The sequence below is a fragment of the Pseudoalteromonas sp. 5Ae-yellow genome, assembly GCF_014077565.1.
GTDB lineage: Bacteria > Pseudomonadota > Gammaproteobacteria > Enterobacterales > Alteromonadaceae > Pseudoalteromonas.
In genome coordinates this window covers 76,556-92,398 of sequence record NZ_JACGWD010000004.1, presented here as the reverse complement: position 1 = coordinate 92,398, position 15,843 = coordinate 76,556, and the positions used below count along the sequence as shown (strand labels likewise).

General features: G+C 42.7%; 17 protein-coding genes. All 17 read right to left on the bottom strand.

Annotated features, from left to right (window positions below; genetic code table 11):
• Nucleotides 1–216 precede the first annotated feature (216 nt).
• Nucleotides 217–591, bottom strand: a complete 375-nt coding sequence (locus H4J63_RS02185) for a hypothetical protein (RefSeq protein WP_259365563.1) — start codon at nucleotides 589–591, stop codon at nucleotides 217–219.
• Nucleotides 543–1,115: a hypothetical protein gene (locus H4J63_RS02180; protein WP_182194245.1), complete on the bottom strand. Its 573-nt coding sequence runs from the start codon at nucleotides 1,113–1,115 to the stop codon at nucleotides 543–545. Before H4J63_RS02180 ends, H4J63_RS02185 begins: the two co-directional genes overlap by 49 nt.
• Nucleotides 1,115–1,291, bottom strand: a complete 177-nt coding sequence (locus tag H4J63_RS02175) for a hypothetical protein (RefSeq protein WP_182194243.1) — start codon at nucleotides 1,289–1,291, stop codon at nucleotides 1,115–1,117. The genes H4J63_RS02180 and H4J63_RS02175 overlap by 1 nt, the downstream gene beginning before the upstream one ends.
• 72 nt (nucleotides 1,292–1,363) lie before the next feature.
• The gene (locus H4J63_RS02170; RefSeq protein WP_024604955.1) at nucleotides 1,364–1,588 is read right to left on the bottom strand and encodes a hypothetical protein; all 225 of its coding nucleotides are present in this window, start codon (nucleotides 1,586–1,588) and stop codon (nucleotides 1,364–1,366) included.
• Nucleotides 1,581–3,329 (bottom strand): hypothetical protein, encoded by a 1,749-nt coding sequence (locus tag H4J63_RS02165; RefSeq protein WP_182194240.1) that lies wholly within the window; start codon nucleotides 3,327–3,329, stop codon nucleotides 1,581–1,583. Before H4J63_RS02165 ends, H4J63_RS02170 begins: the two co-directional genes overlap by 8 nt.
• Before the next feature lie 11 nt (nucleotides 3,330–3,340).
• Nucleotides 3,341–3,619 (bottom strand): hypothetical protein, encoded by a 279-nt coding sequence (locus H4J63_RS02160; RefSeq protein ID WP_182194238.1) that lies wholly within the window; start codon nucleotides 3,617–3,619, stop codon nucleotides 3,341–3,343.
• Nucleotides 3,619–4,503 (bottom strand): hypothetical protein, encoded by an 885-nt coding sequence (locus H4J63_RS02155; RefSeq protein ID WP_182194235.1) that lies wholly within the window; start codon nucleotides 4,501–4,503, stop codon nucleotides 3,619–3,621. The genes H4J63_RS02160 and H4J63_RS02155 overlap by 1 nt, the downstream gene beginning before the upstream one ends.
• Nucleotides 4,504–4,506: 3 nt before the next feature.
• Nucleotides 4,507–6,639: a hypothetical protein gene (locus H4J63_RS02150; protein WP_182194232.1), complete on the bottom strand. Its 2,133-nt coding sequence runs from the start codon at nucleotides 6,637–6,639 to the stop codon at nucleotides 4,507–4,509.
• Between the two features lie 10 nt (nucleotides 6,640–6,649).
• Nucleotides 6,650–7,012 (bottom strand): hypothetical protein, encoded by a 363-nt coding sequence (locus H4J63_RS02145; RefSeq protein WP_182194231.1) that lies wholly within the window; start codon nucleotides 7,010–7,012, stop codon nucleotides 6,650–6,652.
• A complete protein-coding gene (locus tag H4J63_RS02140; RefSeq protein WP_182194228.1) occupies nucleotides 7,009–10,611 on the bottom strand; it encodes a tape measure protein in 3,603 nt (1,200 codons plus the stop codon). Before H4J63_RS02140 ends, H4J63_RS02145 begins: the two co-directional genes overlap by 4 nt.
• Nucleotides 10,612–10,692: 81 nt before the next feature.
• Complete coding sequence (locus tag H4J63_RS02135) at nucleotides 10,693–11,445, bottom strand: hypothetical protein (RefSeq protein ID WP_182194225.1); 753 nt, start codon at nucleotides 11,443–11,445, stop codon at nucleotides 10,693–10,695.
• A 1-nt stretch (nucleotide 11,446) separates the two neighbouring features.
• Entirely contained in the window at nucleotides 11,447–11,866 is a 420-nt protein-coding gene (locus H4J63_RS02130) for a hypothetical protein (RefSeq protein ID WP_182194223.1), read from the bottom strand.
• Nucleotides 11,866–12,294, bottom strand: a complete 429-nt coding sequence (locus H4J63_RS02125) for a gp436 family protein (protein WP_182194220.1) — start codon at nucleotides 12,292–12,294, stop codon at nucleotides 11,866–11,868. Before H4J63_RS02125 ends, H4J63_RS02130 begins: the two co-directional genes overlap by 1 nt.
• Nucleotides 12,295–12,777: an HI1506-related protein gene (locus H4J63_RS02120; RefSeq protein WP_182194217.1), complete on the bottom strand. Its 483-nt coding sequence runs from the start codon at nucleotides 12,775–12,777 to the stop codon at nucleotides 12,295–12,297.
• Nucleotides 12,778–12,852: 75 nt separating this feature from the next.
• The gene (locus tag H4J63_RS02115; protein WP_182194215.1) at nucleotides 12,853–13,761 is read right to left on the bottom strand and encodes a Mu-like prophage major head subunit gpT family protein; all 909 of its coding nucleotides are present in this window, start codon (nucleotides 13,759–13,761) and stop codon (nucleotides 12,853–12,855) included.
• Nucleotides 13,761–14,933 carry a phage protease gene (locus tag H4J63_RS02110; protein WP_182194211.1) on the bottom strand — a complete coding sequence of 391 codons (1,173 nt, stop codon included), beginning with the start codon at nucleotides 14,931–14,933 and terminating at the stop codon, nucleotides 13,761–13,763. Before H4J63_RS02110 ends, H4J63_RS02115 begins: the two co-directional genes overlap by 1 nt.
• A 291-nt stretch (nucleotides 14,934–15,224) precedes the next feature.
• Entirely contained in the window at nucleotides 15,225–15,797 is a 573-nt protein-coding gene (locus H4J63_RS02105; protein ID WP_182194208.1) for a hypothetical protein, read from the bottom strand.
• Between the last annotated feature and the right edge of the window lie 46 nt (nucleotides 15,798–15,843).

The following is a 15,843-nucleotide window of genomic DNA, read 5'->3' as shown; positions in this document are numbered from 1 at the left end:
TTTATAAAGGCCTTGAGAGACTCGCAATTTTCGCTGAGGTCCAACCAATTGTTGATTTGCTAATTGTGGCATTTTTATAAACTCACATGTAGCCGCCGACGAAAAATGATAAACGCCACGGGGTTAAGTGATAAACAATAAATTATCATTTATGCCGCGCGGGTTGGGGTGATAATATTCAAGCCAATAAAAAAGCAGCTTTCGCTGCTTCATATATTAGGCATTGATCTTTGCCAATTTGAGTAAGGCAGATATTGACTGTGATAGGTCTTCTCCTGTTTCATGCTGCCTATCAATCAACTCCTCTGCACCTCTAATAAGCTCTATAAACTCACCTGTAGGGTTATTCGTAAACCCTCTTAAATCATTTGTGCGGCTTGCTAGCTTACGATTACGCACTAACTCCACTATATCCTTTGGCACTCCCTCTTGTTTAAGTAGGTTGCAAAGCTCAATAAGTGACTCGTCAGTAATCTTTTGCAGGTGCCGCTCTGGTATTTTAACCATGGATTCAAGCATATAAAAACGATATGAAAACACAACTAAAGCGATAACACCGCAAAGCAACAACAATACAATAAGAATATCCATACATATTTGCCTTTAAACTCACCACGGGTAAACAACATAAAAGCCAAAAATAGCAGGTTTGCGTTTATCCCGATGCTGTATATATCCCATAGTAGCCAATTATCTTCTGTATAAAAGTTTGGGCTACCATCAAAATTGAGTGCTATTAAGTTGCGATCAATAAACATTAAGGTGTTTAAAAAAGCGTTTAACGCCATCGTTATAAACACCAGTTTAACCTGATCACTAAACATAACACCGATGAACCAATGAACACCTAGAACTACAAAAGCCTGTAACAACGAGAACAAAGCCCACACCAAATACCAGTAATAAACCTGCTCTGTAATGTCTAGCAAGTTAAGTAAGTTGCCATGGAACAAATCACCTATCGCTAAACCTACTGACATAACGCCAGCAGATATAGCAATAGAAACCCTTTTAGGCTTGAAATAGATTGCCAGTAAGAACGCCACTATAAAAGCAACTAACTCAAGCTTGTTTAGAGAGTAGCCAAGTAGCACGCTTAAAGTTGGCAATTCCACTATTTAGGCTTTATTTTAGGGTTTAGAGGGTGCCCGCCGCCGCCATTATTCAAAGTCATTTCAGAGTTAAGTATTGCTGCAAAATCCTGCTTGGTTTCTTGTGGCTTATTCTGCGTTGGTTTAACTTTGTCTAGCGGCTCTAGTGGGTTGGTAGTGATAGGTTTTGTAACATTCATATTTAAACTCCTTTATAAATAAATACGAAAACGGAAAATACAATAGCGTTCCTTTGTTTGCAACAAATAACCTTAAACTTCTATTTCTGTATACGGCAACGTTGGTGCTGCCCCAACAATACGGCCATTTTCAACGTATGCTGCGCCTGATTCAACGTTAGCACCTAACACAATGCTTTGACTGCTGTCGCTGTATTGTACTAACGTGGTGCCGTTAGAGTTTACTGAAACCACTGTCACTATAGTACGTTGCGTTTTGTCCAGGACTGAGCCTAAGCGGTTGAGTGTATTAGACATTGCTGATCACCTTTATAGTTTGGCTTACTGTGATGGCCCCTGAGTCGCTAATACTTGCGCTTATATCCATGTTATCGCACGTTGCTTTGTAAGTAGAGCTGCCATATGTAACGCCTACCAACATGCCTGGTCTAATTGGTGGTAAGTCGTTTAGTAACTTTGTGCGTATAGTGCTTTGCTGTTTATTGCCACTGTTGGCAAGTTCATATGAGCCGCGCTGCCTTGCTGCTTGGTTGTCTGTTATTAATGAGTCCACTACGTCACCTGCAAACTGATCACCTAATGTTCCCGCTCGTTTGATTTTACACGCCACGCCTTGCTGCTCACCGCGAACAAATACCGCGTTATGCGCTTGGTTAATCGTTTGGCTTGTATTATGTTCGAGTATTATTGAGTCGTTGAGTATTACATCACAAATAGCGTTTTCAGTATCCCAAGGCATAACAGGCCAAGCAGGTATAACTGAGACCGTTTTGTTAGCGTTGTCTATGTCCAACATTGCCCCTACCGACTTAGCCACACTTAAAAGTGCGGCAGCGGGGGTTAAATCAGTATAAGTAAATGCCCCTGTTGGGATTGGGTAATCTATCATTTTATTATCGAGTGACCAGCCTGTATTTACTAAAATATCTGACATGATCCCCGCTAACGTTTTAGCCGTTGGATTGGCGTAGTTTGTAGCGCGAGCATATGGGGCCGATAAGAGCGCAAAACGTCCGCGACAGCTTGCACTATAGCTTGAATTTGCAAAACGATTAGCAGTGCTAGGCTGCTCACAAATCACATAAAAATCGTAGCCATTTACTGAGATTTTTAGCTCTTGGCCCAGGGCACGCTCAAAGTCGATACGAGAACAAAACTTAAGGCTACATGAAGCACTAAACTGGCTGCGAGATACCGAGTAATTTATGCTACTAATTAGTATCTTTACGTCGTCTGAAAGACGTACGCAATTAATGGTTGGCTGCATGATATATGTTTTCCTAATCTGGGGTTCAATAGGTATTTTTCTGTCTATTGTTGGTATGTCATCATCACCACGAACCAAACCGCCTGGCAGGCCCCAATAACACACTTTATCGGGTGCATTGAAACGCATTTTTATAGAGCCTGTTCGGGCTTGGTATGGGGCGTTAAAGTCGAGCTTTACATAGCCTTTAAATGGATGATTTCGCCAATAACAAATGTATTCTTTATCTGTTTGGCCGTAGTAGATAACAAAATCTTTTTGTTTTAATTCAGGGTTTACTCGCCAATCAAACTGCCATGAACTTTCATTAATAGGGCCAGTTTTCCACGGTATTAAAAGCGTGTTGTGCTCAATATCTAAATTATTTAACCACGACAAATCTTGCTCTTTATGCACACGCAGCATTTTATTTTTAAAAGGCACTTCAATACTGTTTAATAATCCTTCACCAATAGACCAATTTGTAATAGCTACTGTTTGCTCATAGTTATTTAGTAACCATGATACTGCTACACTCGCCTCAGTTATGTTTATTGATTTATAAGCCAATTCATTTGATAAGAAAATATCAATTGAAGTCCAATCAAAATGAACTGCATTTTCGGTAGTAGGGAAGCTAAGCCAATCAACAAGAAAATAGCTACCCACTTCCTTATTAGGATTTTCAGGCGGCTCTGTTGGGGTTGAATCAACACCAAACTTAAATGTTATGGGTGGACTTTTTTCTTCTGCATAACTTGTAAAAGAAAATACAACTAAAGGATTTGCCATGAACTATCTCTCTAAGTTGTTATCGCGGGTGTCACATTATCTACAAGGGTTGCTGAATAACTATCTGTCCTATCAAAGCATATTACTGTTAATAAATTTAAATTAGCGACTCGGAAATAAAATTCACCACGCTCACCAGTATTAGCATAAGCCACTGGCGAATAGGTACTTTTATCTATAGCAACAACCATCTGAGATTTAAGCTTGACGCCTTCTTTTGGTTCAATAACACCATCAACGTACATTACTGATGGAATTACCGGTTGGCCAAGTTTAATTGTATATTTCATTATTCACCCAAATAAAAGCGTACATGATTAAAGTAAAGATAATTGTCTATTACTTCGAACTGTTCTGGCTTTGTGTGCGGTGGTGATAATGCCATTTCAGCGTTTGGTAAAAATGCTGATATTTTAAGAGATTTATTTTTAAAATAGATAGGGCCCCATACCCCATCAATGGATATGCCTGACGGTCCAACATCTATAAACGAGCCTGAAGTGACATTTATAGGCCCAACTTCATGAATTGAATCTAAAGTACCTGTATTAACATCAACTAAAATGGGGTACGCAGATGTAATTTCAAGTATAGATTTATGAGAAGTATAAGAGCTAAACAATTGGCATGTATCATAATCCTTATAATACCCATAGTTTGCAATTACACTGTAAGCTAAATCATGGCCATTTCCATCAAGCTTACCAAAAAAACAACCCGCACTAGCGCCTCCAGATCCTATATCGTTCAAAAGGAGGTAAAAGCTCTCCTCATCTGCCAATATCACCCATTTAGAAGCAATTTTATCTATTACCTGATTGTAATAACTTGAGTCCTTTAGGGTTCTACTTGTCCAGTCGCTATAATTTAGTGATGAAATAGGTTCTTCTATTGAGTTATAAGCATCGATAGCGCCAACCATAGCACCTCTATTGCCCCAGTAAGAGTTACGACCATCATCATAAATTAGATACATCCAAGCGCGGCTTTTTGGGCTAAATATCATATTTTTATTGTCTGATGATATTTCTTCAATAACCCAACCAGCTGGCTCTTTTGTTCCATAACCATCAATTAAGCACTTTTTTATAACATCAACTGCTGAACCTTGTGTTTGACTCAATTGCGGCGCGCCTGGGTCATCCCATCGATACATTGTTACTGGTAAAGCCATTATTTAATCCTTATTTCCACGAAAGCTGAGTGTTGAATTATCACGGGTTATTTCTGAATGGCCCGGTGATACTGAGCGCGTTAGCATTGTTGGTTTACTTGCTGCAAGCGTTTCAAATAAGAACGCTTCGCCTGGGTTTAAGCCTGCGCCAAATGCTTCTTTACGTAATATAAAATACGGTGCGCCTGCAAAGCTGTTGATAGGCGTACAGTCGTTTAGCGTATCACCGCTGTATATATTGCCGACTGATTCACCAATGACGTTGTAAGCCGTTGTTGATGTAAAAACAATGGCCCAGCGCTGGGCTATTGCGCCTATGTTTGTAAGCTCTATTGGGTATTGAGTTGTGTTAATAGCGCTTGATGCAGCGGCACCAAAATCAGCAAAGTTGTTTTGCCAAGCGGCCAGTGTACGTTCGTCTTTACTTTGCGCCTGAAAATCGCCTAACACCTGGACACTACTGATTGTTGCACCCGCTGGATAAGCACGGCTAAGTGGTGTTAACAGGCTTAATAGGTTCCCGCTAATACCGCTTACAGTTACTAGCTCAGATTGAATAGCCGTAACAATAAAAGGCGGGCTAAACTCGCTCACACCTGCGTTTATTGTCACCTCGCCAGTGGCTTTGTCATAGCTGTAGTTTGCATCTGTTGCTGACCATAAGCTTGCGCCTTGTGAATCAGCTATATCTACAAAGTTAGCATCAGCCATCACATTTACGACTTGCCCGCTTGTTAAGCTTTGCTGTTGTGTACGCTCTCGGTTTTGAACACTAATTTGCCCAAACTCATGAAATATACTTACAACGCCACCACCAGGCAGTGTTGATGTATCAAAGCCGCCTTCTGGTGAAGGAACTGTAACTTGCTCCACCTCGTTATAGTCGTAGCGTATTGATTCTGGCTTTACATCAACCGTAAAGGTTATATCAACGTAGCCTGTAGCGCTCACTTCACCTGTAGCGTTAGTGCCAGTTATTGCGCCGCTTAAATCGCTAGATGCGCTAAACGTAGTGCCGTCTGTTGTTTGGTAGGTGATATAAAGCGAGTCTCTCGCGAATGAACTGTTAGGCAATTGCCATTGTTTGTTGCGCGTTTTCCGATCGCCTTTAATGATTGTAACCCCAAGGTTATCGTCAACGGGGCCGTTGTAATCAACGCCGTCTATATCTGTAATAACCCCGGTTTCATAGTCAATCGTTGCGAAAACATAGCCATTAGAAATAAAGCGGCCTTGTTTATCATCGGTAAAAACTTTCGTTTCATCTGTTTTTCTAAGTCGTGAATAACCGGGTAAAACAGTCTCACCTGCTGCAAGTGTTACGTTTTGGTTTGCTGAAAATGAATGGAATCTAAAGTCATCTTTACTAAAGTAATTGAGTGTAAAATATTGGTCTTTAGTTACAGCTGAATTTCTATCAAGTGTTACGGATACCGTATTGCCATTGAGTGAAAGTTCAGATTGCTTTAAATTAAGAGTAACAACCTTATAAATAAAGCGCTCATAAGGCTGGCCCGAAGGCGGAAAGTAAAGCTCTTTTGTATATTTATAGCTTTGGTAACTGGCATTGAATACTGGTGAATCTATTAGTAAGTCGGGTACCTCAATGTTTATTTCAGTTATATCACCGTAACTAAGTACACGAGCACTTTTAAAACCTGCCTCACTATCGGGGCTTAAATTTAGCGATTGTGTGACTGTTTTTACACTTGGCGTTAATGAGCGGCTTATTTCTTCAACTCTTAGCGTTTGGCTCTCTGCTTCAACACTTTCGGTTAATAAGCTTGTTCCATGATACTTAGTGCTGGCTAATGACAAATAAGGTAGCATTTCTGCAACTGTGTCAGTGTCTTTTAAGTTAGCAGCTTCAACAATCAATACATTTACAAGCGCATCATCTGGCTGGTCGCTTAGGAATATGTGCGCGTCCTGCAAGCGGCTTGCATCGTCAGTGCTTAGCGCCGGGTATAACTTCACCAAATCAAATGATGAACGGGCATGGTCAATGTCACTGATTGAGCTAAATACATCGTTAAGTTTACCGCTAACAATGGCGTTACTTGTTCGGTGTCCGCCTGCGTGTAGCTCGTTACTTATGCGCTGTGGCTTAAATATTTTTAAATCGGTTCTTTGCATTATCGGGCCTTTAAACAGTTTTTAAACGTAGGTTTACGTTTTGAAAATAGGTAGGTGCGGAGTCTGAAAAATGCGTATGTGGTGTGCCCTCAACCGGCTTTTGGCTGTGGTCCCACACCACAGTAAACGCAGTGCCGCGTATTGTTATTTCAAACTCTGTAAGCGTTGTGCGGGCGTGTTCAAAAAGCGGGTTAAACACGCTAGCCGCTTCAAAGTCACTGTATAAATTGATTGAGCGCCCAGCGGGTATAATGGTTTTTTCTATATGCTGCGCACCATTGAGTGCGCGCTCTGACTGCTCAGCAACGGCTATGTAGTCTAGCTCGTCCAACCAAACAAAGTTATCTAATTGCTGTTCGTTAATTACTATCATTGTGTATTACTCAGTTGCTCTAATGTTTGTAAAAAGCGTTCTTCAAATTCACCATAAATGAGCTGTTTATTTGGCAGAACAAGCTCTAAACGCACTGTTTTAAATGCGTTACTGTTTCCAGCATTCGCAACTGGCTGGGCCTTTAAAGCGGCTGTTAGCTCCTTTACTACTGAGGCTAAGCTGTTTAAAGCGCTATTAGATGCCGCATTAGAGCTTGTATTATTCTGCGAATACGTGGGTGCTTTTGGTGTATAAGTTTGTGTGGGTGCATAGCTAGGCGTGTAAGCCGGTGTTTGACTTACTTTATTGCTGGGCTTTAACGCTTCACGTCGTGCTTTAATTGCATCGTTAATTATTTTTTTATTTTCAGTGCCTAATCGACTAAGTTGCTGGTTAAGCTCTTTATAAATTTTATCAAGATCGGCATTCGTTTTGGCGGATGCAACACTTCTTTGGTACTTCTCCAAATGCCCAGTTTCATAACCCGCTCTTTGTCTTTTGTTACGTTCGGCTCTAATCTCTGGTGTATCTAAGTCATATGCATTTCGACCATTCTTTTCTTGGTAGTCGACTACTTGGCTAACGCTTGCGCCTGACGTTTGACTTCGTTGGCTGTAGTAACTTTGAGCGCTTTGTGATGCATTTTGGTATGAGCGAGATACATTATCTAATTGTCCTATTTGCTCACGTAGGCTTTTAGTTGCAGAGTCACTTGCCCTGGCTTGCTCTTTAGTTGCTTGAGTGCCTGCTTTGGTTGATGTTGTTGCGGCATCTTGTGCGTTTTTAAAGTCACCTAATAAGTTATTTACAACGGCTAGTACATCGCTTAAACGCTCTTTTTGGTAATTGTATTCTTGAGCCGTTAACGCGCCCGATTGATAACGACTATTTAACCGCTCAAGCTCTGCGGTTACATTACTTTGTTGGCGCTGTAATTCGCCCAGGCTTGCAAGTTCTAACTGCTGCACTCGGGTTAAATCGTTTGTTTGATCAGCTAAGCGTTGTTGCTGAATAGTAAGTGCCGCTTGGGCTTGGGCTTTTTGCTCAGCGGTAGCAGTGCTGCTTGCCATTACTTGCTGATTAGTAATAATTGCTGAGCGGGTTTGTTCAAGTTCACGAGCAAAGCGATTTACTGCGTCGCTGTTAGTGTCTGTTACTGGCTTAAGTGCGTTGGCCTTTTCTATCAGCTTGTCTAGCTCTTCGGTAAGCCCAAGCGCAGCAGCAGCGGCTTCAATACTTGAGGGCACAGTTTGGTCGGTAGCATCTGCGGCTTTTATTGCGGCTTCGGCCCACTTTAAATACGCTTGTTGCTGTATGGCTAAGGGCTGCTCAGACTCTTGCATTAACTCATAAGCTGCACGTAGCTTGTTTGCGGTATCGTCCAGCGCTTTAACTGAGGTTAAGCCCAGCGCCTCGTAAGCTTTACCCACATCCCCTGCAAATATTTTTTGACGCTCTAATAATTCGCCATGCTCAGTAAACTTAACTTTTAGTGCATCTAATACAACTAATTGGCCCTGATATTGTTCACCGGCGGCAATAATAGCAGTACGAGCCGACTCTATACTTTGTAAAAAGCCGTCTACGCCTACGGTTACACCATCAAGTGCAGTGGCTTGTTGCTGTAACGACTCTATGGTTTTTACAGCTTCGGGTAATGTTAGGCTTAAAAATGCCTGGCGTTCTTTTTCAGCTGCTAAGGTTTTAGCTGTGGATTCGGCTAATTTTTGTTGCTGGTATTCAATATTTACATAACGGTTGGTTACGTCATCCCATACTAATATGCCCGCCTCTATCAACGCGTCCAGCTCGGCCATGTTAGTAATAACTAAGCCGGTTGAACTGGATAACGATTTTAATTCACCGGTGAGTAATTGCGCTTGCTGCGCTGATTGCTGCTGTGATTTACGTAGCGCCTCTTCGGCTATTAGTAAGTCTTTATATAAAAAGCCAACCTCAATCAATTCGCTAATTAACCAGGTATACAGTCCCGCTTTAGCGACTGTTTTAAGTGCTGTACTCCACTTTGCAGCAGCTATACCTGCCGCATTGGTCGCTACGGTTGTAGAGCCAACGGCTGCGGTATAAGTTCTTAATGATGCAATGGCCGTTGCAGCACCGCTTATTACACTTGTAAAATAGTTACCTACTTTTAGCGCAAGCCACACCTTAGCAACGGTGGCTATTTCTTCACGGTATTCGTAAAGCGTTGTTGCAGCGCCTTTAATTGCTTCGCCGGTACTTACGATTGTGTCGCTAATTTTTTGCGCCCACTCTTGCAAACGCCCATCTGCGGCCATCGCTGCAAACTCAGCATTGAGGGCTGTTATATTGGCTTTTAACCAATCCATAGCGCCACTTTGCGCTATTAGGTTATAGAACTGCTCCATATTGTCTTTAGCGTTTGATACCTGCCCGCTAAAAAGCGCCATTTGGGCAGCGGCTGAGCCAGCACTCGCGCGGCCCATTTCATCTATTAAACCTTTTATTACATCACGGCCTAACTGGCCTGCACTTGATAGCTTTTGCAGCTCAACGGTATTTTTACCTGTGCTTTTTTCTAATAGCTCCCATACTGGTATACCGCGCTCAATTAGCTGTAGTATTTCTTCGCCTTGTAACTTTTGCTTAGCCCAGGCTTGGCCTAATGCTAGGCTTACGCCCTCGACTTCTTGAAAACCACCGCCTAACTTTAGTGCTTGGTCGGTAATGGCCTGCATGGTGCCATCCATTGGATCAAGGCCAAAGGCTTTCAATTTTACAAATGCCTGGCTTACTTCACCCATTTGCAATGGGGTGTTTTTGGTAAAGTCTTTTACCCACTCTGTGGCTTTTTCACCACCAGCTATGCCACCCATAAGCGCCTGCATTTGCACGCCTAGCTTTTCAAATTTATCGCCAGTGGTAAATACTTGGGTTACTGCTTGGGCTACACGGTCAAGGCCAACATAAGCGGCTGCCAGTGCCGTTACTTTGCCTATAACGCCGTCTAAGCTTTGTGCTTGGGTGCGCTGCGCTGTGGTTCCTGTGCGTAAGTTACTGCTAAATTTATCAACTGAGCGGCCTGTTTTATCAAACTGGGCAGCTAAATCGCGCTTAGCTGCCCGTAGATTATTGGTGTCTACGTCTGACTTTTTAAGAGCATTTTGTAGTGCCGTGTGCTTACTTGTTTGCTGTGTAAGCTCGGTGCGCATTTGCGTTAAATCTTTTTCTGCGGCATCGAGTGAGCGTGCAAGCTGCACAAAAGGCTTATCGGTGTTTTTAGCTTCTGTTTGAAGTTTATCAAGGGCAATCGCCGCAGCGGTTGTGGCAATTTCTTGTTGTTCTAATTTTTGTTTGGACTGCTCAAACGCACGAATAAGATCAGCTTGATTAGCTAACCCGTCTAATTCTTTAGCAAGTTTACCTGCTGTTTGACCTGTTTGTTTTGCACTGATGTCGGTTTTGTCTAACGATTCACTGAGGCTTTTAGCTGCTGGATTAGCTGCATCTGCGCTTTGCTCAATATTTTCAAGCTCGGTTACTAGCTGCTCAATATTCTGCTTGCCTGTGGCTTCGGCAACAATGCGTAGGGCTAATTCTAGGGTTTTATTTGCCATGATTTCAACTCAGTTTAAACAGTGCTTGAATGGGGGGATATAAAGGGACGAACGCCCCTTTATAAATACGCTTTATGGGGTTTATTCAGCGTCTAGCTCTTCAATGTAGTACGGCTCTTTTTTGCCTGTTACCAGTTTGGCTGTTCCTTCAAGCGCAGCGGTTACAAACTCACTGCTTGCTAAATCAAGCTCAGAGGTTGGCATCATTGAAGTATCGTAAATTTCAAAGTTAACTTGCTTACCATTGGCTAAATTTGTGCCTTCACCAAAAATACGTAAGCGCGTTTGCGATACTGTTGCACCATTAATGCGTTTACCGGTGCGAGCGTTGTAGCTACCTGTTACGGTAATGCTGCCGCCTGCATCCAATGCACCGCCTTTAATAGCGCGTACCATGCCCAGCGCAAAATTAAACTCGTAATCAACACCGACAGCCAAGGTTACAGTGGCTTGTTTTACTACTACATCGTTTGTAAAGTTTTGCCCAGGTACTGCAACCCATGATTGATTAGCAGGCATTGTTATAGCTTCATCAGTTAATGCACCGGCTGCATCGTTAATCGCAGCTACATCACCCATAAGCGCTAGTGCAATCATTTCTGCTGGCTGGTCGTCAAACTCCCACGTAATAACCGTTGGCTTACCTATTTTCACATCATCAAGTGCTTGGCCTTTGCTGCCTTTTTTATTTGATGTACGTACAACCGAATCGGCTTCGGCTTTAATGCCTAGCTTAGTGGTGTTAATTGGGCCAAAGATTTGGCCGGTGCTTACGCCTTGCTCGTTTAAGCGGTCTACAAAAATGTTGCCCGCTAGTAAAATACCGTCGCTCATATTAAAGCGCTCCTTTAAGTCTCATTTGACAAGTAAAAGCCAGCGGGTAATACGCATGGCCTTTGGTGAATTGGGGTTTAGCTGGGGTGTTTACTCTAAGCCATGGCCCCGTGCCGTTAAGCACTTTGCCCGCCATAGCACGAATAATGTTTGTTAGGTGCTCACCTGCGTTTGTGTCTTGCTTACGCACTACCAGTACAACAATCCATGTTTGAGTTAACTGCATTAAATAACCGGCGTTTTTACTCTCCGGTAAGTTATCGCCGTAGTACATAAGGTGAATGCTGGGGGTTATTTGTCGGTCTTCTTTTACGTCGGCTAATTCGTCGCTTAAGTAAACACGCTTAATACCTGGAACTTGTTCAAGTGCCTGTTTAAGTGGGGTTTGAGCGGCAAAGTAGTCGGTGGTAATTTCAAACATTAAATAAACCCCTTTGACTTTTCACGTGAAAACACGGTTCCTGCGCTTTGTATGGTGGCGGTGTCTTGCACTTTTGCGTCCTCGCCTAGTGCGTTAACACCTATGCTTAACTCTCCTTTAGCCACTGAGTTTAAAAACTTTACTGCGTCCTTGTAGCGAGTTTCTATGTGTTCTGGAGTGTCGTTAGTGCCTAATTTATAGCGGGCAATATCACAACAAAATTGCTCAAGTAAGTTAGGCACTGTTACAAGTGGTAATTCATAACGCCCAGCTAAATAGCCGTTGATCATGTCGCTTGCATCGGTAATAGCCTGCTCAATAACTGCGGTATTAATTACATCGGCTGGGGCGTCCTCGCGTTCACTTAAATAAATAAGCTCGCGCTCGCCAAAGCGCTTTTGCATTGCGGCTATTGTTGCGTAGGCCATTTACTCGCCCTCGTCTGCTTTGGCTGCTTCTTGAAGCCATTGCCAAGCCAAATCACGGGTAAGCGCAGGCACTTTAACTTTAATAACATCACCTTCGTTTTCGCCAGGCGCTTCATAAGCCACCTGCTCGACAACCGGCTTAATCTCCATTTGAGCATCAATCATTAATGCAATAACAGGTTGCAGCTCTATTGGTGCTTGGGTGGTGTCAACTTGAGCGTAGAGTTTAGGGGCATCTAAATTTGCACCCATGTTATCTGCGTCCAGCTGTGGGTTCTGCGCAGTACTCGCATCGAGCGGTACAACTTGCACCGATAAGCGTGGATCATTTTCAATTGCTTCAAGCTGCTGTTGTGTAAGCTCGATAGCTGCAATAGTGTTTTTTCCGCTTGGGTGTGCAATACCACCACGGCGGTAGCCCGTAGGCTGCGTGCAATGCACAACGATAGATGCAAGCGCCGTGAGCTTAAGGTTTTTAGCCATTTCATTATTACTCCTGGTTTAAAGTATGGGGCTGTGCAGCCCCTTACTTAATAGGGTTTTTTATGGGGTTAGCTATTAAAGGTAATCAGCTACTAGTAGCTCTACACGGCCTTTAAGTTCGTTTGAGCTGTTTGAATCAAGCTCACGCTCTAACATGCGGGTTGCTAGCTTTTCCATGCTTGCTGGTACAACTAACATGGTTGGCTTAATACCTAGCTTACGGCCACCGTCGGCAGTAAAGCTGCGCATTTTTTCGATGCTGTCCCACAAGTTATCTGGCGTTAATGCACGCTTATTAGCAAAAGCTAATTGCCAAAAACCAAAGCCTGCGGCATCACGACAATCAACGCCATAACGGTATTCTTTGCGAGTGAATACGGCTTCATCGTCGGTTTTTGTCATCGCAAGTAAGTTAGGCTTTTTACGCTCTTGAAAAATAAGCGGCTTAAGTGCTTTTGAGGTATCGAGCACATACCAGGCATCCCCAGTGTATTCAGAATCAACCGCCATATTAGCTGTAGATACCGCAGTACCTGTGCCGTCGGCTTTAGGATAAACTGGGTGTTCTTCGTCAAAATAGTTTTGCCCGTCGTAGCATAGAGTTGTAAAACCTGCCGCTAGTAATGGAAAAATCATTTCGTCTGGGTGAATGGCCGCCGCGTTACCCATTTCTTTAAAAATAGGTGAGTACACGCCTAGGTTGTCGTCTTCAATATCGTTGCGGTCTACGCCTACCGTTGACTCGTAATCGTCGTTGGTAATGGTGTACGCCTGCGATTTCATACTTTGAATATTACGATCGCCAATCCATTTAGCCAGGCTTGGGAACTTACCCAACCAGCCGTAGGTATTACTGGCCGATGTAGATTTAATTACACTGGCAATTTTATTAAATTGCGGCATTGCTTCTGATTTACCTTGTTCAAACTCGGTTTTAAAACCAGTAAACAACGCGGTTAAAAGTGCGGGGGTCACTAAAGCCATTATTTTTGCTCCTGTTTAGCTTTTGCATAAGCCGTGTGCGATAGACCTAACTGGTCTGCTGCATACTTTTCGTCTGCGGTGAGTGCTGCTAAGCCGTCTTGGTTTTGCTCTGGCTTAGGTGCGTGAGTGGTTTGCTGAGCCGTTAAGCTTGCAATAGGTGAACGGGCATCTAACACCGCTTTTAACGCAGCAATGCCTTGCTGATTACCTAAGTTAGTTAGGTACTCTTCTTCGCTTGTGATCACGCGGCCATCTTGTTTGGCTTTGTTAATTTCTTGCTCAACGGTTTGCGTTGCGCTGGTGCTTTTAAGGGCCACCATTTCAGTGTGCAATGCGTTGTAGGTTTCAACTGGCACGTACTTAGCTAAATTAACCTCTGAATCTGGGCTGTTGGCTTTTAGTGCGGCAACGGCATCGTTGGCGGTACTTAACTGGTTTGTTAGCGTATCGGCTTCGTCGGCCTTGGCCTTTAAAGCAGTGAGCGCTGTTGTTGCTTGGGTGTAGTCTGCATCGGTGATTTTGTCACCATCCACAGTAATACCTAGCAAGCTCAGCAATTTTTGAGCTGCATTCATGGTGTTTTCTCCATTGTTAACATGGGTTTTAGAAGCTTTTAAAACCGCTACTTTGTCCATACCGTCTACCGCTGGGTCGTTGGTAAGGGCAAAGTGGCGTAATTTGGTTGGGCGGCCTGTTTGTTTGTCGTAATGAAAAACAGGGCTTATAAAGCGGTATTCGTCGTTTTTTAGGTGTGCGCGTGCGCTAGGTGTCCAGCGTACATTAAGGGCATAAAGCCCCTCGCCTGGCACATACTCTAAATCGCTTGGGTTAAACCAACCACTTGCTGGCGCTGGCTTGCCGTTTTCTTCGGCGTGTAAGGTTTGGTGCTCGTAGTCAAAATGGTAATCGTTAGTGCGGGTGCTAGCTGTGCTCTTTAACAGCTCAAATGCAGCTTGGTCTAGTAACCAGGCATTAGCAGGCACATCGAATGGACGGCCATCGTGCGAGTTAAAATAGCCATCTGGCATAACCATTACGCGCTCGCTGATACCTTGCTCGTTTATTTCGCTGGCAAAGCGGCACGCAGCAAAACCTAAATCGGCAGGTTTGCTAGCTGATAAAACAGCGAGTCCTATTGTAGTTTCTAGTAAGCTTTGGAATGGTTTTTTCATGGCTGAGCACAGTTTGAATAATCTGTGCCCAGTATGAATTTAGATTTGGAATTGTTGGCCGTGCGGTGTTTCGGGAATTTATAAGGGGTATTTACAGTTTAAAATGAGGATTTTGGTTTGTCACAGTAAAACACGAGTCAATATTAGCAATGCAACCCTGTTTAAACGCTGTTTAAAATCGCCTGTAAGCGATTATTATAATTTAAACGCCACATTGTGTGACTTTGGCAATCACAAGCGCTTAGATTTGATTCTACGCGCTTGGGCTTTATTTTTAAATCAAAAACTCGCTTATTGCTGTAATACTATCCCCTGATGGTAACTTTTAGCCTCTTGTTCAGGTACTCGTTTGCCGTTTACATAAGCATGAGCAAATAAATTGGTTTTATCTTCATGCACAGAAACAAAGGCTGCGTCCTCATTTAGAGTGTTTACCAATTCATACAATTCATTTGGATAATCAGGTTTTTTCACTAAGATCGTTTTTAATCTAGAGGCACTCTTACGATCATCACTAATCAAAATATACGAATGCTCACTTAACTTGTTCTCTAAAATTTCAATATTTTTTATAACCCCACCACTCTTTAAAACTACGTCATAATACATAGCTAAAACTACCTCACAATACAAAGGGTCTGGTTCGGGTTTGTTGGAGTTATCTTGATACTTATAATCAACTAAGTAATGACCTGTAGGGTAATCATCAATATTAACTTTGCTCAAAAAAAACTGGGGAGTAATATTGTTATTCATTTGGAAATTTATATTCGCCCCTCCCATTAAACTAATTGATAGCAATGCGACATTAGCTCCTTTTTTTAGCCATTTTTTTAACTGATTACGACTTAATTTTTTTTTCATGGTTTATTCCTTTAAAGCTCGATTGCAAGATAATTTATTGAACATG

Coding starts and splice junctions, on each gene's coding strand:
- H4J63_RS02165 (WP_182194240.1), bottom strand. CDS start 3,329: ATGGCAAATCCTTTAGTTGTATTTTCTTTTACAAGTTATGCAGAAGAA.
- H4J63_RS02135 (WP_182194225.1), bottom strand. CDS start 11,445: ATGAGCGACGGTATTTTACTAGCGGGCAACATTTTTGTAGACCGCTTA.
- H4J63_RS02125 (WP_182194220.1), bottom strand. CDS start 12,294: ATGGCCTACGCAACAATAGCCGCAATGCAAAAGCGCTTTGGCGAGCGC.
- H4J63_RS02185 (WP_259365563.1), bottom strand. CDS start 591: ATGGATATTCTTATTGTATTGTTGTTGCTTTGCGGTGTTATCGCTTTA.
- H4J63_RS02170 (WP_024604955.1), bottom strand. CDS start 1,588: ATGTCTAATACACTCAACCGCTTAGGCTCAGTCCTGGACAAAACGCAA.
- H4J63_RS02150 (WP_182194232.1), bottom strand. CDS start 6,639: ATGCAAAGAACCGATTTAAAAATATTTAAGCCACAGCGCATAAGTAAC.
- H4J63_RS02175 (WP_182194243.1), bottom strand. CDS start 1,291: ATGAATGTTACAAAACCTATCACTACCAACCCACTAGAGCCGCTAGAC.
- H4J63_RS02160 (WP_182194238.1), bottom strand. CDS start 3,619: ATGAAATATACAATTAAACTTGGCCAACCGGTAATTCCATCAGTAATG.
- H4J63_RS02155 (WP_182194235.1), bottom strand. CDS start 4,503: ATGGCTTTACCAGTAACAATGTATCGATGGGATGACCCAGGCGCGCCG.
- H4J63_RS02130 (WP_182194223.1), bottom strand. CDS start 11,866: ATGTTTGAAATTACCACCGACTACTTTGCCGCTCAAACCCCACTTAAA.
- H4J63_RS02115 (WP_182194215.1), bottom strand. CDS start 13,761: ATGGCTTTAGTGACCCCCGCACTTTTAACCGCGTTGTTTACTGGTTTT.
- H4J63_RS02105 (WP_182194208.1), bottom strand. CDS start 15,797: ATGAAAAAAAAATTAAGTCGTAATCAGTTAAAAAAATGGCTAAAAAAA.
- H4J63_RS02120 (WP_182194217.1), bottom strand. CDS start 12,777: ATGGCTAAAAACCTTAAGCTCACGGCGCTTGCATCTATCGTTGTGCAT.
- H4J63_RS02140 (WP_182194228.1), bottom strand. CDS start 10,611: ATGGCAAATAAAACCCTAGAATTAGCCCTACGCATTGTTGCCGAAGCC.
- H4J63_RS02110 (WP_182194211.1), bottom strand. CDS start 14,933: ATGAAAAAACCATTCCAAAGCTTACTAGAAACTACAATAGGACTCGCT.
- H4J63_RS02145 (WP_182194231.1), bottom strand. CDS start 7,012: ATGATAGTAATTAACGAACAGCAATTAGATAACTTTGTTTGGTTGGAC.